Source organism: Oricola cellulosilytica, from assembly GCF_019966575.1.
Classification (GTDB): domain Bacteria; phylum Pseudomonadota; class Alphaproteobacteria; order Rhizobiales; family Rhizobiaceae; genus Oricola; species Oricola cellulosilytica.
On sequence record NZ_JAINFK010000003.1, the window covers coordinates 443,556 to 467,922 of the forward strand.

The following is a 24,367-nucleotide window of genomic DNA, read 5'->3' on the forward strand; positions in this document are numbered from 1 at the left end:
ATATTGCAGATGAAGACTACAGAAACGATCGGCGCGGCGGCTGACGCTGCGGGCCCGTTGCGAAATGCCCATCCGCGTCGGATTCGGCAGGCCCGCTGGGCCGTGTCGGCGGCATTTTTCGCGAACGGCTTCGTCGTCGGTCATTGGGCCCCGAAAATCCCGGTCCTGGCCGCAAGGCTCGGCATCACCGAGTCGGTCCTTGGCGCACTGGTGATCATGTTCGGCCTTGGCGCGCTGATATCTTTGCTGGCCGGCGCCGTTCTGACCACGCGTTACGGGTCCGACCGGATTGTCCGCTGGACCTCGCTGATGCTCGCCCCGGCGCTGTTGTTGATCTCGCTCTCGCCCTCGCTTGCGATGACGGCGCTTACCATGCTCTGGCTCGGGATCTTCCTCGGCGCCATGGATGGGGCGATGAACGCCAACGCCGTCAGCGTCGAGAAGGCACGCGGACACGCGATCATGTCTTCCTGCCACGGTTTCTGGAGCCTTGGCGGCCTGACCGGCGCGCCTCTCGGCGGATGGATGCTCGTTCGCTTCGGAGACATCGGCCATTCGGTCGGGGTACTCGTTCTGACCGGAATCATCGTCCTGGCCGCGCAATACTACTATTTGCGGGACGCCAAGGTCATGGCCATCGGCGACGAGGCCGATAGCGACGGCTGGTCGCTCGGCAAGGTTCTGGCGTTGCTACCGACCGGGGCCGGCATTTACATTCTCGGCCTCTGCGCATTCCTGTCATTCGTTCCCGAAGGCTCCATTCTCGACTGGAGCGCGCTTTATCTGGCGCAGGAACACAAGGCTGACATAGCCTATGCCGGTTATGCGTTTGCCGCTTTCTCCGGCACCATGGCGTTGATGCGGTTTCTCGGCGACGGCCTGCGCGAAAGGCTGGGCGATGCAAGAACATTCCTGATTTCGTCGCTGATCGCGAGCGTCGGGTTCGCCATTGCCGGGTTGGGCGCCGCGCTTCCCGTGGTGATCGGTGGCTTCCTCGTCTGCGGCGTCGGATTGGCGAACATGGTGCCGATCGTCTTTTCCGCCGCGGGGCGCTTCAAGGGCGTCGAGCCGGCGATCGGGATCGGCATCGTGACGGCCTTCGGCTATTCCGGCGCGCTGACCGCCCCCGCTGTCCTCGGCTTCGTCGCCGAAAGGACCGGTCTTGCCATTATCTTCGCGGCATTCGCCGTCATCTTGCTGGCGACGGGCCTTCTTTCCCTGTCCCTGCGTTCGCTTCGGGAGTGATCTCTCCCAGGCGGAGCGCAGACAGCCGTTCGGCCAAAAAGTCGTAGACGCGGCGCACCTTGGCGCTGTGCTTCAATTCGCGATGCGAGGTGAGCCAGACAGGCAGCGGTTCAATATCAAAGTCTGCGAAGACGCGGACCAGACCGGGCGATTGAGCGGCGACGAAACGCGGTCCAAAACCGATGCCGGCACCGGCCTTGACCAGCTCCCAGTAGACGACCTGGTGATCGGTGCGGAACCGGAACAGCGACCGGTCGAAGCGTATGCCAAGCCGCATCATGCCGCGCTCGATCAGATCCGAGCGATCATAGCCGATGAGACGGTGGGCGGCCAGGTCCTCCACGGTCTGCGGCGTGCCGTACCGGGCCAGATAGTCGCCGCGGGCATAGGCCCCCATGGCGAAGTCGTTGACCTTGCGGGCAATCAGGTCGTTCTGGGTCGGGCGTACCATGCGCACAGCGATGTCGGCATCGCGGGCGAGCAGGTTTTCGACCGAGTTGGTTGCAACCAGTTCGATCTCCAGCGCCGGCTCCGCCTCCTGCAACTCGATCAGAATGGCGGGCAGTACGTAGTTCGACATGATCTCGCTGGCGGTGATACGGATCACGCCCTCGACGGCGGTCTCGCGCCCGGCCGCAGCCATCGCGAAGGCGGCAGCGCCAGCCTGCATGACGCGGGCCTCCTCGGCAAGCGCCAGGGCATTTGGAGTCGGCGTCATGCCGGCCCGTCCGCGCTCGAACAGAACCAGCCCGGTTCGTGTTTCCATTTCGTCGATGTGACGGCCGAGCGTCGGCTGCGAAATTCCGGTTGTCTCCGCAGCGCCCGAAAGCGTTCCGGCGTCGAGGACGGCGAGAAAGCTCTTGATCAGGTTCCAGTCGAAACGTTTGGCATCCATTCATTTATGAATATCATTGCTCCATGATCATGTATATTCATTCATTTTTGTAATTCCTACACCGTCTGCGGCAAATGACCGATGGAGAGAAAAAATGCAGACGGTGACAATTCTGGGTGCTGCAGGACGCAGTGGCGACGCGGTGGCAAGGGCGTTTCTGAAGGCCGGCTGGCGGGTCCGGGGCGTGGCGCGCGGCGCGAAGGTCTCGACGCTGGCGCCGGGCGTCGAACCGGTGACGGCGGATGCCTTCGACCGCGAGGCGCTGATTCGGGCCTGCGAGGGTGCCGACGTGATCGTGCATGCGCTCAATCCGGCCTACGACAAATGGACCGAAACGGTGATGCCGCTTGCCGAAAACGTCCTCGCGGCGGCGCAGGCGACCGGCGCGACGGTGATGTTTCCCGGCAATATATACAATTTCGGCACCAAAGTCGGATTTGACACTTTCGAAACCATGCCGCCGTCCGGCGACACCGAAAAGGCGCGGCTGCGCATCGCGATGGAAGCGCTCTTCGAGCGCGCGGCGGCGGAGTGCGGCGTGCAGACCATCGTCATTCGGGCTGGCGATTTCTTCGGCGGATCGCGCGCCGAGAGCTGGCTCGACCTGATGATCCTCAGGGACCTGAAGAAGGACCGGTTCGTCTGGCCCGGCCCGTGGGAACTCCCCCACGCGTTCGCCTATTTGCCCGATCTCGCCGAAACCTTTGCGCGAGTGGCCGAGAAGCTGGATCAATGTGCAGCTTTCGAGACCTTTCATTTCCGAGGCTATGCTGTCTCGGGGGCCCGAATGCATGCCGCCGCCGAACGGGCTGTCGGGCGGCCGCTGAAAAGGGCGGGCGTGCCCTGGCCGTTTCTTCGGCTAGTCGGCATCTTCAGCCCCCTTCTGAGAGAAGTGGCAAAGATGTCCTATCTCTGGCGCGTGCCGCACTCGCTTGCCAATGATAAGCTGGAGGCATTTCTCGGAGCGGAGCCGCATCGGCCGTTGCCGGTGGCGCTGCGCGAGGCGATCACCGATCTGGCGCTGGATGGGCGCAGGGGAAAGGAAACCGCCGGTAGCGGTGCGGTTCCAATCCCCTGAGCGGAGGCAACGGAATGTGTGAGCCTTCAGGCACTCACCAAGTTCGTTTGGGGCCCGTATCGATGTGGTAGAAGCCCGATTTGTAGCGCTTGTATCCGCCCACGGCCTTCTGGCTGCGAAGGAATGCCGTCAGACCCTTGGTGCTGGCATGAACGCGAAAATCGACGGCGGCACATGTCAGATGGTAGGACCGCTTCTTGCCTCCCGCCCGTCTGTTCTTTTTCGGACTCCGATAGGTCGAGTTTACGGTAATCGGCCCGAACTTGTTCGCAACCGCTTCCAAGACCCCCTTCAATCGCGAAGGCACGCATTTGGAGGGCGCGTTATAGTGAATTCGGTTGCCGCGGGGAACGGCGGCAAGCTGCAGTTCGCTCATGCCGTCGAAGGGTGAGGGTTCAAGAATATGGTGCGCATGATCCTCGTCGGTGTCGAAAACCGCGACGCTGCGCCAAGGGTTGTCGGGCTTGGCCACGGACGCCCCCGTTGCGAGCGTTACGAATACAGCGCACAACAGGAGAAAAGCGAGCGTCGGCACCGCGCGCCGCACGGCGGAGTGGAAGGAGTTCATGTTCGGTTGTCCCGTTTCATGAACCGGCGAATTCCGCCGGTGATTTCATGATCGGCCGAACCCCTCCCATCCCGGCCATTGCTGGCCCGCCATTAAGAAATCACCTGAAGCCTTTCAAATCACGGATCGAATCCCCTTGTAACATTGGCAGCTGACGTCCGGGCTTGTTCTGGTCGGGGGAAGTCCATGGTCTAATTTACGTTCCGGGGGCAATTTGTATAAACCGCTCCCGTCGGGCCTCGCAGAAAAGACTTTTACGACGACTTTTTTTGTGGATGCTGACCGTTCGACTGTGTTTGTTTTTCGGGGAGGAGCCAGAATGTCCAGTCCAGTTCACCGCGTATTGCCGGAGGCGAAGAAGCGCGCCCTGATCGATGACGACAAGTACCTCAAATGGTACAAGCAAAGCGTCAAGTCACCGGAAAAATTCTGGGCCAAGCACGGCAAGCGTATCGACTGGTTCACGCCGTTTACGAAGGTCAAGAATACATCGTTCAAGGGCAAGGTTTCGATCAAGTGGTTCGAGGACGGAGTGACAAACGTCTCCTACAATTGCATCGACCGCCACTTGAAGAAGCGGGGCGACCAGGTCGCGATCATCTGGGAAGGCGACAATCCCTACGACGACAAGAAAATCACCTACAAGGAACTCCATGAGCACGTTTGCCGCCTCGCCAATGTGTTGAAGTCGAACGGCGTCAAGAAGGGCGACCGAGTCACGATCTATATGCCGATGATCCCCGAAGCGGCCTATGCGATGCTAGCCTGCACGCGGATCGGGGCGGTTCATTCGATCGTTTTCGGCGGTTTTTCGCCGGACGCTCTGGCGGGACGAATCGAGGATTGCGACTCGCGCTTTGTCATCACCGCCGACGAGGGATTGCGCGGCGGCAAGACGATTCCGCTGAAGGCCAATACCGACAAGGCGATCGAGATCGCGGCGCGCGACGGAGCCAAGGTCGACAAGGTCCTGGTCGTCCAGCGTACATCGGCGAAGGTCAACTGGGTCGAGGGCCGGGACCTCTGGTACCATCAGGAAATGGCCAAGGCGAAACCGGAGTGCCCGCCGGCCAAGATGAAGGCGGAGGATCCACTTTTCATTCTCTACACGTCGGGATCGACCGGAAAACCAAAGGGCGTATTGCATACAACGGCCGGCTATCTCGTGTATGCCTCAATGACGCATGAATATGTCTTCGACTATCATCCCGGAGACATTTACTGGTGCACAGCCGATGTCGGATGGGTGACAGGCCATTCCTATATCGTCTACGGGCCGCTGGCCAATGGCGCGACAACCCTGATGTTCGAGGGCGTGCCGAATTATCCGTCCCCGTCGCGCTTCTGGGACGTCGTCGACAAGCACCAGGTCAACATCTTCTACACCGCGCCCACCGCGATCCGAGCATTGATGGGGGCCGGTGACGAACATGTGACGAAATCCTCGCGCAAGTCACTGCGCACGCTTGGTTCCGTCGGCGAACCGATCAATCCCGAAGCCTGGGAATGGTATTACAATGTCGTCGGGGACGGGCGATGCCCGATCGTCGATACGTGGTGGCAGACCGAAACCGGCGGCATACTGATCACGCCGCTTCCGGGCGCTACCAATCTCAAGCCGGGATCCGCCACCCGCCCGTTCTTCGGCGTGCAGCCGCAACTCGTCGACAATGAGGGGAACGTTCTGGAGGGCGCGGCCGACGGCAATCTGTGCATCATCGACTCGTGGCCGGGCCAGATGCGCACGGTTTACGGCGACCACGAGCGATTCATCCAGACCTACTTCTCCACCTACAAGGGCAAGTATTTTACCGGTGACGGCTGCCGGCGCGACGAGGACGGTTATTACTGGATCACGGGCCGCGTCGACGATGTGATCAACGTGTCTGGCCACCGCATGGGCACCGCAGAAGTCGAGTCGGCTCTGGTCAGTCACGATGCGGTGTCCGAGGCGGCGGTCGTCGGTTATCCGCATGACGTCAAGGGACAGGGCATCTACTGCTACGTAACGCTGATGCACGGCAAGGAGCCGAGCGACGACCTTCGCAAGGAACTCGTTGGCCATGTGCGCAGCGAGATAGGCCCGATCGCCTCGCCCGACAAGATCCAGTTCGCGCCCGGCCTGCCAAAGACCCGTTCCGGCAAGATCATGCGGCGCATCCTGCGCAAGATCGCCGAGGACGATTTCGGCTCGCTCGGCGATACCTCGACGCTCGCCGATCCGGCCGTGGTCGACGATCTGGTCGAAAACCGGCAGAACCGGAAGGGGTGAGGACCCCTGAGTTGGAGCAGCGGGGACGGGAGCTTCGGCTCCCGTATGCGTATCAGCGATAAAGATCCCCCCGCGTCGGCGGCAGGCCGCTCGGGCCGCGCCGCTTGTGCGAGACGAGCGTCTGGTAGAGACGGACGCCATTGCGCTCGAACGCGATCGAGCACCCGCCGAGATAGAGCAGCCACAGCCTGGTCTTGACCTCGCCGACCTCGGCCACCGCTGCTTCGTAATTTGCAACGAGCCGGTCGTGCCAATGCTTGCAGGTGCGCTGGTAGTGCTCCCGCAAATCCTCGACGTCATGAACTTCGAAGCCATGCTGTTCTAGGTTCATCACTGTGTTGCCGATATTGTCGAGTTCCCCGCCCGGAAAGATGTATTTCGTCAGCAACGCAAACTCCTCGTTCTTGCGTCGGTTGGCTTTCGCATCCGCCTTGGCGGGCCTGGTGATCGCGTGGTGCAGGAACAGACCATCAGGTTTCAGCACACGTTTCACAGTGCGGTAATAGGTCGGGTAGTTATCGATGCCTATATGCTCCTGGATGCCAATCGCGGCGACCTTGTCGAACGTTCCCTGAACGGTGGCATAATCCGCCAGTTCGAATTTCACGCGGTCATCTATGCCGAGACGTTTCGCCTTTGCGTTGGCATATTCGACCTGCTGGGTGGACAGTGTGACGCCGAGCGTGCTGACGCCGTAATTCTGCGCTGCGTAGCAGGACAAGGCTCCCCAACCGCAGCCGATGTCCAGCATGCGTTCGCCGGGCTTGAGACGGAGTTTCCGGCAGATCAATTCGAGTTTGTCGGCCTGCATCCGGTCGATGTCGTTATCCCAGTCGGTGCAGTAGGCGCACGTGTAGACCATCTCCTTGTCGAGAAACAGCGCATAGAAGGCATTGGAGACATCGTAGTGGTACTGGATGTTCTTTTCGTTCTCGGCGCGGCTTCCGTCGCTCGGAGCCTCGTCGGGTTGTGTTTCCAGCGGCCACGGCTCTCCGCGATCAACGAACCAGAATTTGCGGGCGGTGTTGAACGCGAGCAGCTTGTTGGCCGACCTGCGGATATCGCGCGTGCGCACCTTCGGCTTCTGCTTAACGAGATCGAAGATGCCGCCGTTCCTCAGGTCAACGCGTCGTGCGACCCAGAGGTTGAGAAGTGTTTCCATCTTCGGTCTGCGGGTCATGGCGGCGACCGCGCCTTCATCGGCGATCACCACGGCGAACGCATCAGATGCGAGGTCGTGCGGAACGGTTACGCCGTCCCACAATATGAAACCGAGATCGATCTGCAGGACTTCGCGCATGTGCGCGAGGAGTTTCACGAAGGACTTCAGGCGTCCGGCTCTACCCATCCAGGTCTCCCGTCTGTCAATGAAGCCATTGCAATATACGGCGCGCATCCATGCAAACGCCTTCAGGCCGTCGCAAGCAACAAACAACTGTCTTTGATCGCCCGGGGCTTGGCGTTTGGGATGAACCTTCCCATATTCACCATGTGTTCAACAAGCGAGAGGAGGTGATCCGATGTCGAGTGGTTCTATGGTGCCGGGGCGGTCTTTGCGGATCTTCAACCGTCGGAGCAGCCTCTGACGCGTCGAGAGATCTGTGCAACCGGATAGTGCGTCAACCGCGATCCAGATTGACGACCAGCCGGACGCCGGAATTGCGAAGGCCGCCCAAAAGGCGGCCTTCTTCGCTCCTGCGGGCGAAACGCCCAGAACTCAATTGACCAGCCGCAATCCCTTTATATCCTCTGCGATCGACACGAACGCCTCTTCCAGTCCGGCCTCGTCGGTGGCCGAGTAGTAATAGGTGTTGGACGCAGTGTTGGTCGAAGCGCATTCCTTCATCATCATCTCAGCTTCGACTTCCGCGCTGAAGGCAATCGAGTAGACATTGATGCCATTTGCCTTCATCTGATCGCATATGCGTTTCGCGTATCGCTCGGACTTGACGGTCTGATCGCAGAATCTCGACGTGGTGCCATGGAAGTTGAACGCGCCGTCAGTCATGATGATGGCGTATTTGCTCGTGCCGGCGCCCGAATACGGAGCGGCTTGCGATTTCGCCGGCCATGCTGCGTTCCATTTGGGCGAAAGCAGATATTGGGCCCACGCTACACCCACCTGGCCTGCAGTACATCCGCCGGTTCCCAGTGCGTCGATGTTGCTGTTAAGAACGGCTTGCGATTGTTCGAGCGGAACAATGGGCGCGCTCGGGCAATCCCAAGGAAACCGGCCGCCCACCCTGGCAAATGCTTCCGAACCGATCTTCGCTTTCGCCGTTGCGAACGTATCGGTGTATTTTTCCGGGCCCGTACGTTCGTAAGCACACCCTTTCGACCACGTTGTAGTGACGATCTTGTCGATTACCGGGGTGGCATTGACGCCTGCCGAATAGGGAGCAAGTGCGACACGAACACGATCTTTCAACGCTGGATCCAGAAGCAGTGTGGCGATACCGCTCTTTGCAGCTTTCTTGAGGGCGTCGATCTTCCTTGTCGATGTCCCGGAAATCGGGTTCTTCATTGATCCCGTGACATCGAGCGCCATCGCCACTTCAATCGCGTTCTGCGAATACTTTGCCTTCGACGAAACTGCGACGCGCTGTCGGTCGTAACCGAAAATGCCCGTCATGGTCATCGGCATCTGGGTGTGCGCATCGACGGTTAGGGTCCTGGTGGCCTTGTCGATCACGATTGCGTCGATGGTTACGGCGGAAGGATCAAAGTTGCGGCCGTCTAGGTTGGCGTCGAGATAGGCTCTGATCTTTTCGTCCGCGTCCTTCTCCTTGATATCGCCCAGCGTTAACCCCTGGGTGGTCGCCAGCACTGCCGCGTCAACGGCCTGCGAGAGTTTCAACTCCGTCGAAAACATACGAGATACGTCGATTGCCATGCCGCCCGCCATCAGCAACGCTGTGGCGCTGACAGCAAACATCACGCCGAAATTTCCCTGCCGGTCCTGGCGAAACCCTCGTATGCGATCCGGTAATTTGCCCATACTCTGACTCCCAAGCGCGCGCCGCGCCCGGATTGAGTGCGCGCCACACCGATTTGCCGGGAGGCTAAGTCAAACTTCTTTTCCTGTGGTTAAAAGCCCAAAATGACTCCGGCGGTGACGAAACCAGGGTTTATGCCAAGTGATGGCCAACAGGGAAATTTTCCGAAAAATTTGGTGGCTTCCCGCTTAGACGCGGGAACAATAGCTTAGAAATCGACAGCAATCCCCTTTACCTCCCAATCGCCGTAGCGCGCAGGATCCTTGCCTCCACGACCGCCGATTTCGCGCTTGGAGTTTTCGTCCGCAAGACGCTGCTCGCGACGCTGTGCCGCTTCGTCCAGTGCCCGGCGTGCCGCGGGCGTGAGACTGGCGACCGGCGCACCTTCATCATCCGCAGCAGTTTGCGCGGCTTTCGTCTGCGCCTTCTGATCTGAAACCATATCGTTACCTGGGCACCTCGGATTTCCTCCTGGTTGGGAAGGTTGAAAACAGCCACTCTCCGACACACTATATTATGCAATCAAAGCAGGAATCCACTGCTGCGCGTGTTTCGGAGAAATGCACATGAACCTTGTCAAAACGGCAATGCTGATCGCCTTCATGACGGCGCTCTTCATGGGCATCGGCTATTTGATCGGTGGCACGGGCGGAATGATGGTCGCGCTGGCGATCGCCGTCGTCATGAACGCCTTCAGCTACTGGAATTCCGATAAGATGGTTCTGAGGATGCATAATGCGGTGGAGGTGGATCGCCGGTCGGCGCCCGAATATCACGGCATTGTTGAGGCATTGGCCGAACGAGCCGGGCTGCCTATGCCGAAGGTCTATCTGATACAGAGCGATCAGCCCAATGCCTTCGCCACCGGCCGCAACCCGGAAAACGCTGCCGTTGCAGCCACGACCGGCCTCCTTGAACGCCTGAGCCGCGAGGAAGTCGCCGGTGTCATGGCGCATGAACTCGCGCATGTTCAAAACCGCGATACGCTGACGATGACAGTCACGGCAACGCTGGCGGGTGCGATCTCGATGCTCGGCAACTTCGCCTTCTTTTTCGGGGGTTCGCGAGACAACAACAATCCCCTCGGGATAGTCGGCATTCTGCTGGCGATGATCGTCGCTCCCTTCGCGGCGATGATCGTTCAGATGGCGATCAGCCGGACACGCGAATATTCGGCAGACCGCCGCGGTGCGGAAATCTGCGGAAATCCGGAATGGCTTGCCTCGGCGCTCAAAAAAATCGCCGCGGCGGCCGGCCGGCACGTCAATGTCGCCGCCGAACGGAATCCGGCGACCGCCCACATGTTCATCATCAACCCCCTGAACGGACAGCGCGCCGACAACCTCTTTTCCACGCACCCGGACACCGGCAACCGTATCCGGGCTCTGATGGCGCTGGCCGAAGACCTCGACCACGGAGACGGGAACCGGCTCGATACGCCAGCTGCGAAACCCACCGGGCCGGGGTCGTCCGGGATTCCAAGAACCGGCCAGCATAGATGGGGCCGGGGCAAGCCAGATGATCAAGGGCCATGGGGTTGAGTGCGCCCCGAGGCGGCCAAAGCCGGAACTCCCCCAGTAGAGTGAAGAAAGCTGAAACCAAGACCGGAGTATCTTTCGCACGATCGGCTGCCAAGCCGGGCCTAATAGCTCGGAAAACGGCTCACAGGCTTCTGGGAGCTATCCTGGATGCCGGCACGTCGATGGACGGCCTGACCGATGAGAATCACGGTCATCCCCACTACCTCGCGCTTGATGTTCGAGACCGCGCCCTCGTCCGAGCCATTCTTCTGTCCGCGCTGCGCCATCACGGCGATTTGTCGGCCATCGTCGACGGATTCATGGGCAAGCCACTTCCCGCCGGGGCATCGCCCGTACGCCATATACTGGTGGCCGGGCTTGCGCAGATCCTCTTTCTTGACGTTCCCGATCACAGCGCCGCCGATCTGGCCGTGACCGCGGCAAACGATGATCCGCGCACAAGGCGTTTCGGAAAACTTGTAAATGCCCTCCTTCGCCGCGCTTCGCGGGAAAAGGACGAATTGATTGCAGGCATCCGCGAGCGTCCGCGCCGGTCGCCTCCTTGGTTCGCGCAACGGTTGGAAACAATCTACGGACAGGAGACCGCAGCCGCTATCGACGCCCGTCACCGTATCGAGGCACCGATCGACATTACCTTGAAGCGAAGCGAACAGCGCCAAGCGGGACGCTGGGCGGAACGGCTCGGCGCAGTCGTCCTCTCGACCGGAACACTGCGCCTCGAAGGCCGTTCGCACGATGTCGCGTCGCTCAGCGGCTACACTGAGGGTGCATGGTGGGTACAAGATGCGGCAGCGGCGATCCCCGCCCGATTGTTCGGCGACATTTCAGGCAAGCGAGCGCTTGATCTGTGCGCCGCGCCCGGGGGCAAGACGGCGCAGCTTGCCGATGGCGGAGCGCAGGTCACAGCCCTCGATGCCTCCAACAGCCGGCTAAAGCGCCTGCGCGAAAACATGTCGCGGCTGAAGTTGGCTGACGCCCTGGAGACGGTCGCCTCGGACCTGTTTGCGTTCCGGCCGGACGCGCCCTTCGAGAATGTTCTGCTCGATGCGCCCTGCTCCTCGACAGGAACGGTGCGCCGCCATCCGGACGTTCCCTTCACCAAGTCGATGGCGAATGTTGAAAAGCTGGCCAGTCTCCAGGCGCGCATGCTCGACCGTGCCGCCGAATTTGTCGCACCCGGTGGCATGATTATCTTCTCCAACTGCTCTCTCGATTCTCTGGAAGGTGAGGACGTTGCGAGCGCATTTGCCGAGTCTCACCCCGAATTTGAAAGCGTCCCGGTCCTGCCCGAAGAAACACCCGGCTTGTCCGGGTCCACCACACGGCACGGTTTCCTCCGCCTCACCCCGGCGCATCTCGATCTGGGCGCTCACGAACGGAGCGGCGTCGATGGCTTTTTTGCCGCCCGTTTCCGCCGGATATCCGTGCCTTCCTGAGCGGTCGCGATTGTAAAGCGCTGGCAAATCAATATCCTTTGATTCGGCAATGAATGAAGGGGAGGTCCCTTGGGGCGGCCGACACTTTTGGGGGATCCCGGGTACTGGCTGTCCGGCGCGGGTACCTACTGGTCTCTAGTACGGCAACGTATTCAGAAGGGGCCGGTTTTTTCGTGGCGCTTCATCGGCCCTGTCCCGGAGCGCCTCGAGATGGTTCCGCCCGATCTGCGGCCAAGCGATCCGTTGGTCGCGCGCGACATTTACGAGGGAAGATTCTCGCTTGGCGGCCGGGTCATCGAGACCCACGGCGCCTCGCCTTTTGCGGTCGAGCCGCCATCCCCCATATGGGAAGAACGAATTCACGGATTCCGGTGGCTGAGGCACCTGCAGGGCGCCGACAGCGATCTGGCGTCCGCGAACGCGCGTGCGCTCGTCAATGACTGGATGCAGGGTCCTGGACGCAGCCTCTCCGGCCCCGCCTGGAAGCTGGGGGTCACAGCCGCGAGAGTGATTGCCTGGATGCAGTACTCGCGGCTTCTTCTGACAAACAGCGACCACGATTTCTATCGGCGTTTCATGGCTTCGCTTTCCCGGCAGGTCCGTTTTCTGCGGGGCCTATCCCCTTCGATGAATGACGATGTCGAAGCCTTGGCGGTGCGTATTGCCTTGTGCTTCGCATCGCAGGTGCTCCCGACTGCGGGCCGGGTCGAGCGTATGGCGGCACGAAATCTCGAACAGCAACTGCGATTGCAGATTCTCGCCGATGGAGGACACGTCAATCGCTGTCCGGAAACCTTGGCTGAACTCCTGGCCGACCTACTCCCGCTGGCACAGTGCTATGTCAGCGCCTCCAAGCCGGTTCCCCAAGAGATCATTCGCGCAATCGACCGGATGTATCCAGCGCTCCGCTTTTATCGCCACGGTGACGGCCACCTGGCAATGTTTCACGGCGCGGGACACAACAACACGGAGCTGACCGCCGCCGTGCTCCGCCACGACCAGAACGGAGCGCGGCCGATGAGCCACGCCCCCCACTCCGGCTATCAGCGTCTTGCGCTCGGCGACACCGTCATTATCGCCGACACCGGGCTGCCTCCGTCAGGCGTCCATGCCAGTTTCGGTCACGCAAGCTGCCTCGCGTTCGAGATGTCCAGCGGCCGCCAGCGCATCGTCGTCAACAGCGGGGTCGACAGGCTCAATCGGGAGAAATATCGGGCATTGGCGCGCATGACTGCCGCCCACTCGACCGTTGTCGTCGAGGACACGTCTTCTGCCCGGTTCGTCAGGTTCGGCGCTGGACGGCCGGATGAGGCGATGCGATCGGTCGCGGGACCCTCGACCGTTCAGATCGAACGCGACAGTGAAGCCGATGCGCCTGCGTTCGTCGCACAGCATGACGGGTATGTGCGGCCGTTCGGGGTTTGGCATGAGCGATCGATGACGCTCCTCGATGGCGGCAAACGGGTTGACGGCCGCGACCGCCTGAAACCTGCAAGGGCGAGCGGCTCGGCCGTGGAGCGCCATTACGACATCCGCTTTCACCTGCATCCAGCCATTCGTCCGGAGATGGTTGGTGTGTCGACCGTGAGGCTGGTGTCCAATCACGGTGAAGTCTGGCATTTCAAGGCAAGTCCCGGTGATGTCGCTATTGAGGACTCTATCCAGTTTTCCGGCGTGGCTGGACCGGTTCGAACCCGGCAAATTGTGGTCTCCGCTACATTCCCGGCTATTCCCACCATCGGCTGGCGGTTTCAGCGCAACTGACGCGCCGCCGGTATACCGTCCTGCGCCAGGTCTCCTGTGGCAAAGACCAGCACGGCGATAGGCACCCCCTCCGGTTCATGTTAGCAGCGGGCGAATATTCCATCCTGCTGTGAGAAATCGCATGACCGTTGCCTCGAAGAAAATTCCCGCGCCGGACCGGGTCGAAATCCGCCGGGCGCTGTTGTCGGTATCGGACAAATCTGGGCTGGTGGATCTCGCCCGGTCGCTGCATGAGGCCGGAGTCGAGCTGGTGTCGACGGGCGGCACCCGCAAGGCGATCGCTGATGCCGGAGTGCCTGTCGTCGACGTGACCACGGTTACGGGCTTTCCGGAAATCATGGATGGCCGCGTCAAGACGCTGCATCCCTCAATCCATGGCGGCCTGCTCGCGGTGCGCGATGACCCGGAGCATCGGCAGGCGATGGCCGACAATGGAATCGACCCCTTCGATCTCGTGGTGATCAATCTATATCCATTCGAGGAGGTGGTGGCCGCCCGTTCCGACTATCCGACGACGATTGAGAATATCGATATCGGGGGTCCGGCGATGGTTAGGGCGGCGGCGAAAAACCACGCCTACGTGACGGTTGTGACCGATCCCGCCGATTATGATGAAGTGCTTGCGATGCTTGCTGCGAACGACGGCGCATCTACCCTCGATATGCGCAAGGCATTCGCCGCCCGCGCCTTTCAAAGAACCGCGAGTTACGACGCGATGATCTCCGCCTTCATGGTGAGAGCCCTCGACCTTCCCGCCACTGGCCGTCACCACGCAGTCGGGGGAACGTTGTCTCTTTCGATGCGCTATGGAGAAAATCCTCATCAAGCGGCAGGTCTCTACCTCACCGGCGAGGTCCGCCCCGGCGCAGCGACCGCGCAGCTGCTGCAGGGCAAGGCCCTTTCCTACAACAATGTCAACGACACGGACGCCGCCTTCGAACTGGTGAGCGAGTTCGATCCGGCGACGCCGTCGGTCGCGATCATCAAACACGCCAACCCCTGCGGCGTCGCGACAGGATCTTCGCTCGCCAAGGCCTACCGCAAGGCGCTCGAATGCGACCAGACATCGGCGTTTGGCGGCATCGTCGCACTCAATGGAACGCTCGATGCCGAGGCCGCACGGCATATCGTCCGTATCTTCACAGAAGTCATCATCGCACCCGACGTGACTGAGGAGGCTGCGGCCATGGTCGCGGCGAAGAAGAACCTTCGTCTTCTGGTAACCGGTGGGTTGGCCGATCCGCGCGAGAAGGGCATGTTAGTGAAATCGGTGGCAGGCGGCTTCTTGGCCCAGGAACGCGATAATTCTGTTATTGACGATCTCGACCTTCGTTGCGTGACCAAGCGCAAGCCAACTGAAGCGGAACTAGATGACCTCAAATTTGCGTTCAGGGTCGCCAAGCATGTGAAGTCCAACGCCATCGTCTATGCGCGCGATGGCGCGACCGTCGGCATTGGCGCCGGTCAGATGAGTCGGATCGATTCAGCCCGCATCGCCGGCCGCAAGGCCGAGGATGCGGCCCAGGCGCTCGGCCTTGGCGAACCGCGAACGCAGGGTTGCGTGGTTGCGTCCGACGCATTCTTTCCGTTCGCTGACGGCCTTCTGAGCGCTGTCGAGGCCGGCGCAACGGCCGTCATCCAGCCCGGTGGTTCAATGCGCGATGAGGAGGTCATCGCCGCCGCCGACGAGCATGGCCTCGCGATGATCTTTACCGGCGTCCGGCATTTCCGTCACTGACTATGCTTTCGAGCGAACAGGGATCAAGAACAGCAATCCGATCACGAACAGGATCAGGATCGGCGTGATACCGATTCGCTGACTACCGGAAATCGTTGTCATCACCCCAACACCCCACGGCGCGAGAAATGCGGTCGCCCGTCCGGAGAGAGCGTAAAGGCCGAACGCTTCGCCCATCCGGTCCGGCTCCGCCTGATCGACCAGCAAGGGCCGTGACGACGCCTGCAAGGCGCCGCCGGCCGCGCCGATCAGGGCTCCCGCACAATAGAAGACAACGTCCGGTGCGACGGAGCCGGCGGCCACCGGGAAGTAAAATATCTCGGCGCTCCCCGTCGACACGACCATGAAGCCTGCCACAATCAGACAGACAATCGAGGTGGTTACAACACGCTTGGTGCCGATCCTGTTGTCCAGCCATCCGCCGAGCAGGCACCCGAAGATGCCGGTGATGCTGGTCAGAATACCGAAGACACCGAGCTGGATGATGCTCCAGCCGAGCACACCCACAGCGTAAATTCCCCCGAATGCGTAGAGCCCGTTCAGGGCGTCGCGGTAGAACATGCTGGAGAGAAGAAACGAGAACAGGCTGCGCTCGCGCGGCAGGTGACGAACCGTCTGCCGGAGTTCGCGCAGTCCGCGCACCACCGCGCCGGCGACCCGCGTGTTCCGCGCCGCATCCGGAGTGAACAGGAATAGCGGAATGATGAAGATTGCGTACCAGAGCGCAGTGAACGGACCGGATGCGCGATCTCCTTCCAGCAACTGCGGGTTCAACCCGAGAACGGGATCGAGCCCAGCGAGGGTCTTTCCGGTTTCCGGACTGGCGACCATTAGCGTCAGCATCAATATCAGGCAGATTAGTCCGCCGGCATAGCCAAGCGCCCACGCATTGCCGGAAAGACCGCCGAGACGTTCGCGCGACACAAGCCCCGGCATCATCGCATTGTTGAACACGGCGGCAAATTCAAATCCGATCAGCGCGATTGTGAACGACGCCAACGCAAAGAGGATCATTGCGCCCCCCGCAGCGGGGGTTACGTACCAGAGACTGAAAACACCCAAGGCGCCCAGCAAGGAAAATCCGAATATCCATGGTTTACGCGGACCCGTCGCGTCGGAGATTGCGCCGAGAACGGGCGATAAAAAGGCGATCGCAAGTCCCCCCGCTCCAGCAGCAAATCCCCAAAGCGCCTGTCCCTCGGTTTCATTAGGGGCGACATGCGCGGCAAAGTAGGGCGCGAAAATGAACGTGATGATGAGCGTATGGAACGGTTGCGCCGCCCAGTCGAACAGCATCCAGCTCCAGATGCCGCGGCGTCGGATGCCGGTATGCACGGCCCCGCTCTGGCGATTATCGGAGTCGGCGGTGGTCATCGGAGTTTCGCCATGGCTCAGGACACGATATCCGCAAGAAGCCCCGCAGCGACAGTCAGACGCGAGACCGTGAGATCCCCCGATGTGGTCAGATCCTTGATCCGCCCCTGCACGCGTCTGATGCGAAGTTCGTTGGCCGCGTGCCAAGCGGCCACCGCTTCATCTGCCGAGACATTTGGGGTGACCGCCGACAAGGCGGCATTGGTTATCGCCAGCCGCGCCGCATGAAGGATATCTAGCGCGCGGTTCTGTGCCAGGCCGTCGAAATAGTCGTCGGTCGACAAGCTATGAGCGAGATGTTCCAGTCGTCCGATCTGGAACAGTTCGGTCACCGCGTAAAACGCTTCCGCGCCTTCGATCACCGGCCTTGCAGATGCCTTGCCGACTGACGTGATATCCGGTGTCATCGCCAGGATTGGCAGAACTGCGATTTTCCTCGCTACCGCCTCGGCAAGTCCGTCCGCTTTCAGCGTGTCCCGCCGGCCCCTGACCCAGTTGGATTGATACTCCGGAATGATGGAAAGAAGCTTCGGCTCCAATAGGCGCGCCGCAGCCCCCAGCTCGGCCACGACATTGTCAAGCCGCGCATTGCTGTCACCATTTTTAATGAACTGTCCGATTGCGATGCGTTGCGAATTCGCGATGTCGTCGTAAATCTCCAACTGGCGATTGCCGTCGATTTTTGTGTCCAGTGCGTCGACCGCAGCGTAAAGCGGCTCGATTCCATACGAATCGCGCACGGCAACGTGAGCCCTCACAATACCGCTGGGAAGCATTCCGGTTGCATCCTCAAACCGGCTGATCAGCGTCGGACCGCCCCGGTTGATTGCCTCGTTGGCCAGCACCGTCGAGATGATCTCCCTGCGAAGCCGGTGGCCTTCGATCCGCTCGGCGAAAATCCCGGTCATTCTTGGGGGGAAGTAGTTGATCAGGTCCGATTTCAGATGCGGGTCGTCGGGAAGCGGGCTGCGCACGATATCGTCAAAAAGCACGATTTTCGCATAGGCCAGCAGAACGCCGATCTCCGCGCGTGTAAGCCCCAATCCAGCCTTGCGCCGTTCGGTGAGCATTTCCTCGTCCGGCAGGAACTCGACCTTCCGGTCGAGCAGGCCGCGATCCTCAAGCGATTCCATCAGACGCTCCTGCAGCGCCAGGTTCGCGTAAGCACGCCGTTCGGCGAGCGAGATCGCAAGCGTCTGCAGGTAGTTGTTCTCGAGCACCAGATCGGCAACCTTTTCGGTCATCTCGGCCAGTAGCTTGTCACGTTCCTTGCGCGGCAGCGTGCCGTCATCCATGGCGGGCTTGAGCGCGATCTTGATATTGACCTCGAGGTCGGAGGAATTGACCCCGGCCGAGTTGTCAATCGCATCGGAATTGCAGCGCCCACCGTGCAGGCCGTACTCGATTCGCGCCCTTTGCGTCAGGCCGAGATTGGCGCCTTCACCCACCACCTTCGCGCCGACCTCCCTGGCGGTGATACGGATCGCGTCGTTCGCCTTGTCGCCCGCATCGGCATTGGTCTCCGAGGACGCACGGACATAGGTGCCGATCCCACCGAACCAGAGCAGTTCGACATCGGCTTTCAGAATCGACGTCAGGATCTCGTTCGGTGCGGCTCGCGTCTTCTCGAGACCGATAGCGGCTGCGGCGGCCTTGGAGAGTGTGATCGTCTTCTGCGAGCGCGGAAAAATCCCTCCCCCCTTCGACAGCTTCGAGGTGTCGTAGTCCTGCCAGCTCGAACGGCCCAACGCGAACATTCGCTTGCGCTCGGCAAAACTCGCTTCCGGATCGGGATCCGGATCAATGAAAATGTCGCGGTGATCGAACGCTGCGATCAGCTTGATCTTTTCAGACAACAGCATTCCGTTGCCGAAGACGTCGCCCGACATGTCCCCGACCCCGATCACGGTGAACGGTTCGCTCTGGATGTCCTTGTTCATTTCCCGGAAATGACGCTTGACCGCCTCCCATGCGCCCCGGGCGGTGATGCCCATCTTCTTGTGGTCGTAACCGGCAGAGCCGCCAGACGCGAAGGCGTCGTCGAGCCAGAAACCCATCTCCTGCGAAATTGCGTTGGCGGTGTCGGAGAACGTGGCCGTCCCCTTGTCTGCCGCGACCACGAAGTAAGGGTCGTCGCCATCCAGCCGCACGGTCGCACGCGGAGGCACCACCGCATCACCCTCGAGCGTGTCGGTGATCGACAGCAGGCTCGATATGAACGTGATGTAGGCCGCCCGGCCCGCCTCGAAAACCTCGTCGCGGGTACCTCCCTGCGGAAGACGCTTGGGGTAAAAGCCGCCCTTGGCGCCGACGGGAACGATAACCGCGTTCTTGACCTGCTGCGCCTTCACCAGACCGAGCACCTCGGTCCGGTAGTCTTGCGGCCGGTCCGACCAGCGCAATCCTCCGCGGGCAATGGGTCCGAACCGCAGGTGAACGCCTTCGACCTCCGGTCCGAACACAAAAATCTCGCGATAAGGTTTTGGATCGGGAAGTTCGGGAATGGCGCGCGGGTCGAATTTGAAGGCCAGGGATGAGCGGGGCGCGCCGCCGACTGCCGAATTGAAGTAGTTGGTGCGAAGCGTCGCGTCGATCACCGTAAAGATGCTGCGCAAGATGCGGTCGTCGTCGATCGACGGCACGTCTGCGAGCTGGTCGGCGATTGCTGCCCGAATATGTTTCGCCGTAACCGCCGTGTCCTCCTCGGGATCGGCATGGCGCACGGGGTCGAAGACGGCCTCGAAAAGGTCGTACAACTGCCGAGCAAGCAAGGGATGGCGGATGAGGGCGTCGGCCATGTAAACTTGACCGTAGGGCATGCCGGTCTGACGCAGATATCGGCCGAAAGCGCGCAGTACGGTCACCTGCATTGAGGTCAGTCCCGCTGCTAGAACAAGACCGTTATAGGTGTCGTTGTCGCTTCCGCCGGTCCAGACGGAAAGGAAGGCGTCTTCGAAGATTGCGCCACCGTCATCGAGCGGCACGAGCTTGCCGGACCCGCTCTGCAGTTTCATGTCGTGTAGCCAGACAACATTGCCAAGACGGGCGGTAACGTCGATTGCGTAGGTCAGTTCGCTAATCACGCGAAAACCCATATTCTCCAGAATGGGCACGCGCTCCGAAAGCGCGACCGGCGCGCCGTAGTGGTAGATTCGCAGGCCCGCTTCTTTTCCGGATGTGCCTTCAGGGTGGTAGAAATCGACTTCGATCGGATTTCGCGGGCTGAGCTTCGCGATACGCTTCAGATCGGCCACAGCCTGCTCGGGCGAGACCGTGTCGCGGTAGGTCTCCGGGAATCCGGCATCGCGCATCTGACGCGTTTCGGCATCGACGATGCTGGCGGTGACAGCCTCCTGGAAATGGTCTTCCCACGTGCGCGTGATCGCCAGTATGTCCGCTTCGAGCGATGCCTGGGTCGGCGTCGGCGTCTTGCCTTCGCGGCGGCCGACGATAAAGTGCACGCGCGCAAGGGCCCCTTCCGGAAAGGCGGGATAATAGGCCGAAATATGCCCCTTGTAGGCCTTCGCCAGGTAATTTCCCACTCCCTCGCGGACAGATGAGGAATACCGCTCGCGAGGCAGAAATACGATCACGGAAACGAACCTGTCGAAAGCATCGATCCGGCTCAGCACGCGAACCCGCGGGCGGTCGGCGAGCGCGACGATCGCCAGGGCGTTCCGGGTTAGTGTCGGGACGTCGATCTGGAAAAGCTCATCACGCGGATAGGATTCCAGAACGTTTTGCAGCGCCTTGCCGGAGTGGCTGTCCGGCTCGAATTCCGAGCGTCTGATCACCGCCTCCGTCTTCGAGCGAATATAGGGTATTCGGGTAACAGAGCGCGTATAGGCGGTTGATGTGAACAGCCCGACGACGCGCAGTTCGCCTGCCAGCTTTCCTTTGGCGTCGTATCGCTTGATGCCGATATAATCCATGTAGGACCGGCGATGGACCTTTGACTTGATGTTCGCCTTGGTGACGATAAGCAGGTCCCGGCTGTTGAGAAACGCCCTGATCTCAGCGGTTGTCGTTACCGGCTCGTCACCGCGCCGCATTACCCGCACGTCCGGGTCGCTCAGAATTCCCAGACCCGGCTTGTCGGCGCGGACGAGCTGGCCGCGCGCCTCACCGCCGCGATATTTGTACTCGCGAATGCCAAGCAGGGTGAAGTTGTTGTCCCGGAGCCATTCAAGGAAAGCCAGAGCCTCGTTCGCGTCGGATTTCCTGACCGGAAGGATACCGGTGCGCAATTCCTCCATCACTTCGTCGAGCCTGCCCAGCATCGGCTTCCAGTCGCGCACGGCGCTTTTGACCTGGGAGATGATATCCTTGAGATTTTCCTCGAGGGTGTTCGCTTCGGCCGGCGACATGTCGCGCAGCAACACATGGATCACGCTCGTGCGGATCGTGTCCTCGCGCGCCAGACCCGGACGGGATTTGTCGACGATCTCGAAATTGCCGTTCTGGTGCTTGACGTCGAGAATGGGGTGAACGACCAGCGCAACGTTGTGGGACAGGTCGTTGATCTCGCCGAGCACGGAGTCAAAAAGGAACGGCATGTTTTCGTTGACGATTGAGACCACGCACCAGTCGTCCTCGCCCACCGGCTCGACGTGAACTTCGGACGCACCGTGACGATGATGGGCGAGCGCGTCCGCAGTCTTTGCTATGGCAGCCCTTGCCGTCGCCGGGTCGAGGACGGCCAGGTCTTCTGGGTGCGCCTCGCCGAGCAAGGCGGATGCCAATTCCTTGATGCGTTCATCGGAGCCTTCGAACCGGTCGACCACAGCCGAAACATAACGTTTGACCGATGCGCTTGCCGATTTGGCCATGACCCCTCCCCGTGCCGATCAATTGCTTCGTTGTGTTGAAGCTGAGCCGCACCATAACAAAGCGACCGGGCTATGCAGCAGAAATATTACGCCGGGGGGAGTCCCATCGATCTGCAGTTGCTGCCTCATGCCGGCGGCGGTAGGCTGCGGAAATTCAATGTGAAATTGCGGTAACCGGGATGGCAGGGAAATTAGAAGACGATCGCTCGCGCGAGAACGAGGCGCGGCGCACCCTCGAGCGGGCAGAACGCGATTCCGAAGTCTTCGGGCAATCGACCTTCGCGCGCACCGTCGATCGTGCCCGGTCTCACATGGCCGCCGATGACGCCGACCCCAATGACCCGGTAGAAGTCTGGGGACGTCGTACCGGGCGCGCCCTTGGGGTCGTCGCATTCGCGGTTCTGGCGATCTGGTTGTTCGGCTATCTGACGCGATGACGCAACAGGGAGGGTCTGGCCGGCCGGCCGTTGCCGTGATCTCGAGCCATGTCGCGCGCGGGTCTGTCGGCAACCGCGCCGCCGTCTTTGCCCTCGAATCGCTGGGATTTCCCGTCTGGGCGGTGACGACCGTTTCACTGCCTTGGCATCCAGGACACGGCCCGGCACCACGAATCGTACCGGACGACCGGGAATTCGCAGCTTACATGCAAGCGCTTGCCTCCTCGCCGCATCTGTTGGAAGTAGGCGCTGTGCTGACCGGCTATCTCGGTTCCCCTGAACAGGCAGAAGCGATTGCCGGCTTCATCGCGGCTGCCCGGCGGGTCAATCCGAATCTGCTGCATGTTTGCGACCCTGTCATCGGCGACAGGAGCGGGCTTTACGTGTCCGAGGCTGTGGCAGAGGAAATCCGTGACAGGCTGTTTACGCGTGCCGATCTCGTCACACCGAACCGCTTCGAGCTTGAATGGCTGACCGGCCGAAATCTCGATACGAACGACGCGATTGCCGCGGCCGCCTCTTCCCTCGACGCGCCAACCGCGCTCGTTACCAGCGCTCACCCGTTGCTCGCTGGAGGGACGGGAAACCTGCTGATAGATCACGGAAAGGCCGTTTTCGCCGAACACCGCTTTATCGAGGACGCCCCGAACGGACCCGGCGACCTGACGGCCGCGCTGTTTCTTGGGCGAATTCTGATGGGAGCATCACCGGAGAAAGCCCTGCAACTGGCGACGGCCTCGGTATTCGAAATGGTGTCGCGCACGTGCAAGCGCGGCGCCGACGAACTTATGCTCGAAACCGATTCAACAAGCATGCTCAAACCGATGGCGATGGTTCAAATGCGGCACATGGCGCTATCGCCATCACCGCCGCAGCGGGCGTGATTCGCTCGTCAACAGGCTTGAACGTCATCCCTTTCGAGGTTACGGCTGCCCTATGAGCACTTTTCCAAAAAACCTTCTTGAGGGCTATCAGAACTTTCTCGACGGCACTTATTCGCAACGGTCCGACCGCTACAAGGAGCTCGCCCTAAAGGGTCAGAATCCGGAGACGTTGGTGATTGCCTGCTGCGACTCGCGCGCCGCGCCTGAAATTGTATTCGATTCCGGTCCGGGAGAGATCTTCGTGCTGCGCAACGTCGCCAATCTCGTCCCGCCCTACAATGCAGAGGGACGGTACCGTTCCTCCGTGGCAGCCATCGAGTTCGCCGTCGTTAGCTTGGGCGTCCGCCATATTGTCGTCATGGGACACGGGCGCTGCGGCGGTGTGGCAGCCGCTCTCGACGAGCGCCGCAAGGCGCTCGATGAGGGTGACGCCATCGGACATTGGATCAGTCTGCTCGACCCGGCAATCGAGGCTGCCGCAAAGGGCGGCGAATCCAGTTCATGCGACCATGCGCACGATCCTGGGGCCGGCAAGGAAGCTTCGGAGGCCGACCTCCGGCGAACCGCGGTCGAACGCATGTCGGTGAGCAAGTCGATTGGAAATCTTCGAACATTTCCCTATGTCCGCGACCGCGAAGAGAGCGGCGCTCTGACACTGCACGGAGCCTGGTTCGACATCTCGGAAGGCGTGCTCTGGGTGTATGACCCCGACAATGAAACGTTTGCGCCTGCGCTGGAGCGCTAGGAGGAACCCGGGAGCGGAATTGCCGTCGTGCCATGGGCGCTGCCCGTCGTCAGCCGCCGTCGGCGGTCATTCCGGCGGCCTCGATGCCGTGGATCCCGCAAATTTCGTCATTGTCGGAGGTGTCGCCGGAAATGCCCACGGCGCCGACAATCGCTCCGATTTTGTCTTTGACGAGGACGCCGCCCGGGACAGCGACGATCTTGCCCCCCGACACGCTTGACAGACCTTCAAGAAAATGGGGACGCGTTTCCGCCTGGGCGTTCAGCCAGCGCGAGCCCGCGCCAACCGCCAGCGCCCCGTAAGCCTTTCCCGATGCGATCTCATGGCGCAGGAACGAGGAGTTGTCAGAGCGCTGGAAGGCAATCAGATGCCCGCCGGAATCCAACACGGCGACCGAAAGCGGTTTGAGACCCATTTCGGCTCCCTTGGCGAACGCCGCCTCGATGATGGTGTTGGCCTGTGCAAGCGTGATGTTTGACATCGTCTCTTTTCTCCTGTGATTTCGAGCGGCGGCGGGCGGCGTCGTAGCATGCATTGACAGGAGCGCCAGCAGAAAATGGCGCGC

At 61.0% G+C, this 24,367-nt stretch carries 18 protein-coding genes; 10 read left to right on the top strand and 8 right to left on the bottom strand.

Going from position 1 to position 24,367, the window contains the following annotated elements:
- The first annotated feature begins 9 nt into the window (after positions 1-9).
- The gene (locus LC298_RS09690) at positions 10-1,245 is read left to right on the top strand and encodes an MFS transporter (RefSeq protein ID WP_131569251.1); all 1,236 of its coding nucleotides are present in this window, start codon (positions 10-12) and stop codon (positions 1,243-1,245) included.
- Here LC298_RS09690 and LC298_RS09695 read toward each other — a convergent pair.
- Positions 1,190-2,140, bottom strand: a complete 951-nt coding sequence (locus LC298_RS09695; RefSeq protein WP_131569253.1) for a LysR family transcriptional regulator — start codon at positions 2,138-2,140, stop codon at positions 1,190-1,192. The two genes, LC298_RS09690 and LC298_RS09695, sit on opposite strands and share 56 nt — an antisense overlap.
- Before the next feature lie 94 nt (positions 2,141-2,234).
- On the opposite strand from LC298_RS09695, the gene LC298_RS09700 reads away from it, so the two are divergent.
- Positions 2,235-3,218, top strand: a complete 984-nt coding sequence (locus LC298_RS09700) for an NAD-dependent epimerase/dehydratase family protein (protein ID WP_131569255.1) — start codon at positions 2,235-2,237, stop codon at positions 3,216-3,218.
- A gap of 34 nt (positions 3,219-3,252) precedes the next feature.
- Here LC298_RS09700 and LC298_RS09705 read toward each other — a convergent pair whose 3' ends face one another.
- Positions 3,253-3,786, bottom strand: coding sequence for a YcbK family protein (locus LC298_RS09705; protein ID WP_131569257.1), 534 nt, complete (start codon positions 3,784-3,786; stop codon positions 3,253-3,255).
- 319 nt (positions 3,787-4,105) lie between these two features.
- Between LC298_RS09705 and acs the strand changes: the two genes are divergently transcribed.
- Positions 4,106-6,058 carry an acetate--CoA ligase gene (acs, locus tag LC298_RS09710; RefSeq protein WP_131569259.1) on the top strand — a complete coding sequence of 651 codons (1,953 nt, stop codon included), beginning with the start codon at positions 4,106-4,108 and terminating at the stop codon, positions 6,056-6,058.
- Positions 6,059-6,110: 52 nt separating this feature from the next.
- Here acs and LC298_RS09715 read toward each other — a convergent pair whose 3' ends face one another.
- The 3 genes from LC298_RS09715 to LC298_RS09725 form a co-directional block, all read right to left on the bottom strand.
- Positions 6,111-7,406 (bottom strand): SAM-dependent methyltransferase, encoded by a 1,296-nt coding sequence (locus LC298_RS09715; RefSeq protein ID WP_131569261.1) that lies wholly within the window; start codon positions 7,404-7,406, stop codon positions 6,111-6,113.
- A 369-nt stretch (positions 7,407-7,775) separates the two neighbouring features.
- On the bottom strand, positions 7,776-9,056 hold the full coding sequence (locus tag LC298_RS09720) for a TadE/TadG family type IV pilus assembly protein (protein WP_131569263.1): 1,281 nt from the start codon (positions 9,054-9,056) through the stop codon (positions 7,776-7,778).
- Between the two features lie 206 nt (positions 9,057-9,262).
- Complete coding sequence (locus LC298_RS09725; RefSeq protein WP_131569265.1) at positions 9,263-9,496, bottom strand: DUF1674 domain-containing protein; 234 nt, start codon at positions 9,494-9,496, stop codon at positions 9,263-9,265.
- 124 nt (positions 9,497-9,620) lie between these two features.
- On the opposite strand from LC298_RS09725, the gene htpX reads away from it, so the two are divergent.
- From htpX to purH, 4 genes are all read left to right on the top strand, one after another.
- Positions 9,621-10,595 carry a zinc metalloprotease HtpX gene (gene htpX, locus LC298_RS09730; protein ID WP_131569267.1) on the top strand — a complete coding sequence of 325 codons (975 nt, stop codon included), beginning with the start codon at positions 9,621-9,623 and terminating at the stop codon, positions 10,593-10,595.
- Positions 10,586-12,031, top strand: a complete 1,446-nt coding sequence (locus tag LC298_RS09735) for an RsmB/NOP family class I SAM-dependent RNA methyltransferase (protein ID WP_131569269.1) — start codon at positions 10,586-10,588, stop codon at positions 12,029-12,031. Before htpX ends, LC298_RS09735 begins: the two co-directional genes overlap by 10 nt.
- A gap of 210 nt (positions 12,032-12,241) precedes the next feature.
- Complete coding sequence (locus tag LC298_RS09740) at positions 12,242-13,795, top strand: heparinase II/III family protein (protein WP_131569271.1); 1,554 nt, start codon at positions 12,242-12,244, stop codon at positions 13,793-13,795.
- A 121-nt stretch (positions 13,796-13,916) separates the two neighbouring features.
- Positions 13,917-15,533, top strand: coding sequence for a bifunctional phosphoribosylaminoimidazolecarboxamide formyltransferase/IMP cyclohydrolase (gene purH, locus LC298_RS09745; protein ID WP_131569274.1), 1,617 nt, complete (start codon positions 13,917-13,919; stop codon positions 15,531-15,533).
- Here purH and LC298_RS09750 read toward each other — a convergent pair whose 3' ends face one another.
- Entirely contained in the window at positions 15,534-16,907 is a 1,374-nt protein-coding gene (locus LC298_RS09750; RefSeq protein WP_131569276.1) for an MFS transporter, read from the bottom strand.
- Between the two features lie 17 nt (positions 16,908-16,924).
- Positions 16,925-21,736 (bottom strand): NAD-glutamate dehydrogenase, encoded by a 4,812-nt coding sequence (locus LC298_RS09755; protein ID WP_131569278.1) that lies wholly within the window; start codon positions 21,734-21,736, stop codon positions 16,925-16,927.
- Between the two features lie 179 nt (positions 21,737-21,915).
- On the opposite strand from LC298_RS09755, the gene LC298_RS09760 reads away from it, so the two are divergent.
- Genes LC298_RS09760 through LC298_RS09770 form a run of 3 tightly spaced genes read left to right on the top strand, consistent with a single transcriptional unit; the run spans position 21,916 to position 23,802 of the window.
- Complete coding sequence (locus LC298_RS09760) at positions 21,916-22,173, top strand: hypothetical protein (protein ID WP_131569280.1); 258 nt, start codon at positions 21,916-21,918, stop codon at positions 22,171-22,173.
- Complete coding sequence (gene pdxY, locus LC298_RS09765) at positions 22,170-23,057, top strand: pyridoxal kinase PdxY (protein ID WP_131569282.1); 888 nt, start codon at positions 22,170-22,172, stop codon at positions 23,055-23,057. The genes LC298_RS09760 and pdxY overlap by 4 nt, the downstream gene beginning before the upstream one ends.
- A 52-nt stretch (positions 23,058-23,109) precedes the next feature.
- A complete protein-coding gene (locus tag LC298_RS09770; protein ID WP_131569284.1) occupies positions 23,110-23,802 on the top strand; it encodes a carbonic anhydrase in 693 nt (230 codons plus the stop codon).
- Between the two features lie 49 nt (positions 23,803-23,851).
- On the opposite strand, the gene LC298_RS09775 is transcribed toward LC298_RS09770, so the two are convergent.
- On the bottom strand, positions 23,852-24,283 hold the full coding sequence (locus LC298_RS09775; RefSeq protein WP_131569286.1) for a GlcG/HbpS family heme-binding protein: 432 nt from the start codon (positions 24,281-24,283) through the stop codon (positions 23,852-23,854).
- Between the last annotated feature and the right edge of the window lie 84 nt (positions 24,284-24,367).

Excerpts from the sequence above, each read along its gene's own strand:
- LC298_RS09690 (WP_131569251.1), top strand. The coding sequence starts at position 10 with ATGAAGACTACAGAAACGATCGGCGCGGCGGCTGACGCTGCGGGCCCG.
- LC298_RS09695 (WP_131569253.1), bottom strand. The coding sequence starts at position 2,140 with ATGGATGCCAAACGTTTCGACTGGAACCTGATCAAGAGCTTTCTCGCC.
- LC298_RS09700 (WP_131569255.1), top strand. The coding sequence starts at position 2,235 with ATGCAGACGGTGACAATTCTGGGTGCTGCAGGACGCAGTGGCGACGCG.
- LC298_RS09705 (WP_131569257.1), bottom strand. The coding sequence starts at position 3,786 with ATGAACTCCTTCCACTCCGCCGTGCGGCGCGCGGTGCCGACGCTCGCT.
- acs (WP_131569259.1), top strand. The coding sequence starts at position 4,106 with ATGTCCAGTCCAGTTCACCGCGTATTGCCGGAGGCGAAGAAGCGCGCC.
- LC298_RS09715 (WP_131569261.1), bottom strand. The coding sequence starts at position 7,406 with ATGGGTAGAGCCGGACGCCTGAAGTCCTTCGTGAAACTCCTCGCGCAC.
- LC298_RS09720 (WP_131569263.1), bottom strand. The coding sequence starts at position 9,056 with ATGGGCAAATTACCGGATCGCATACGAGGGTTTCGCCAGGACCGGCAG.
- LC298_RS09725 (WP_131569265.1), bottom strand. The coding sequence starts at position 9,496 with ATGGTTTCAGATCAGAAGGCGCAGACGAAAGCCGCGCAAACTGCTGCG.
- htpX (WP_131569267.1), top strand. The coding sequence starts at position 9,621 with ATGAACCTTGTCAAAACGGCAATGCTGATCGCCTTCATGACGGCGCTC.
- LC298_RS09735 (WP_131569269.1), top strand. The coding sequence starts at position 10,586 with ATGGGGTTGAGTGCGCCCCGAGGCGGCCAAAGCCGGAACTCCCCCAGT.
- LC298_RS09740 (WP_131569271.1), top strand. The coding sequence starts at position 12,242 with ATGGTTCCGCCCGATCTGCGGCCAAGCGATCCGTTGGTCGCGCGCGAC.
- purH (WP_131569274.1), top strand. The coding sequence starts at position 13,917 with ATGACCGTTGCCTCGAAGAAAATTCCCGCGCCGGACCGGGTCGAAATC.
- LC298_RS09750 (WP_131569276.1), bottom strand. The coding sequence starts at position 16,907 with ATGACCACCGCCGACTCCGATAATCGCCAGAGCGGGGCCGTGCATACC.
- LC298_RS09755 (WP_131569278.1), bottom strand. The coding sequence starts at position 21,736 with ATGGCCAAATCGGCAAGCGCATCGGTCAAACGTTATGTTTCGGCTGTG.
- LC298_RS09760 (WP_131569280.1), top strand. The coding sequence starts at position 21,916 with ATGGCAGGGAAATTAGAAGACGATCGCTCGCGCGAGAACGAGGCGCGG.
- pdxY (WP_131569282.1), top strand. The coding sequence starts at position 22,170 with ATGACGCAACAGGGAGGGTCTGGCCGGCCGGCCGTTGCCGTGATCTCG.
- LC298_RS09770 (WP_131569284.1), top strand. The coding sequence starts at position 23,110 with ATGAGCACTTTTCCAAAAAACCTTCTTGAGGGCTATCAGAACTTTCTC.
- LC298_RS09775 (WP_131569286.1), bottom strand. The coding sequence starts at position 24,283 with ATGTCAAACATCACGCTTGCACAGGCCAACACCATCATCGAGGCGGCG.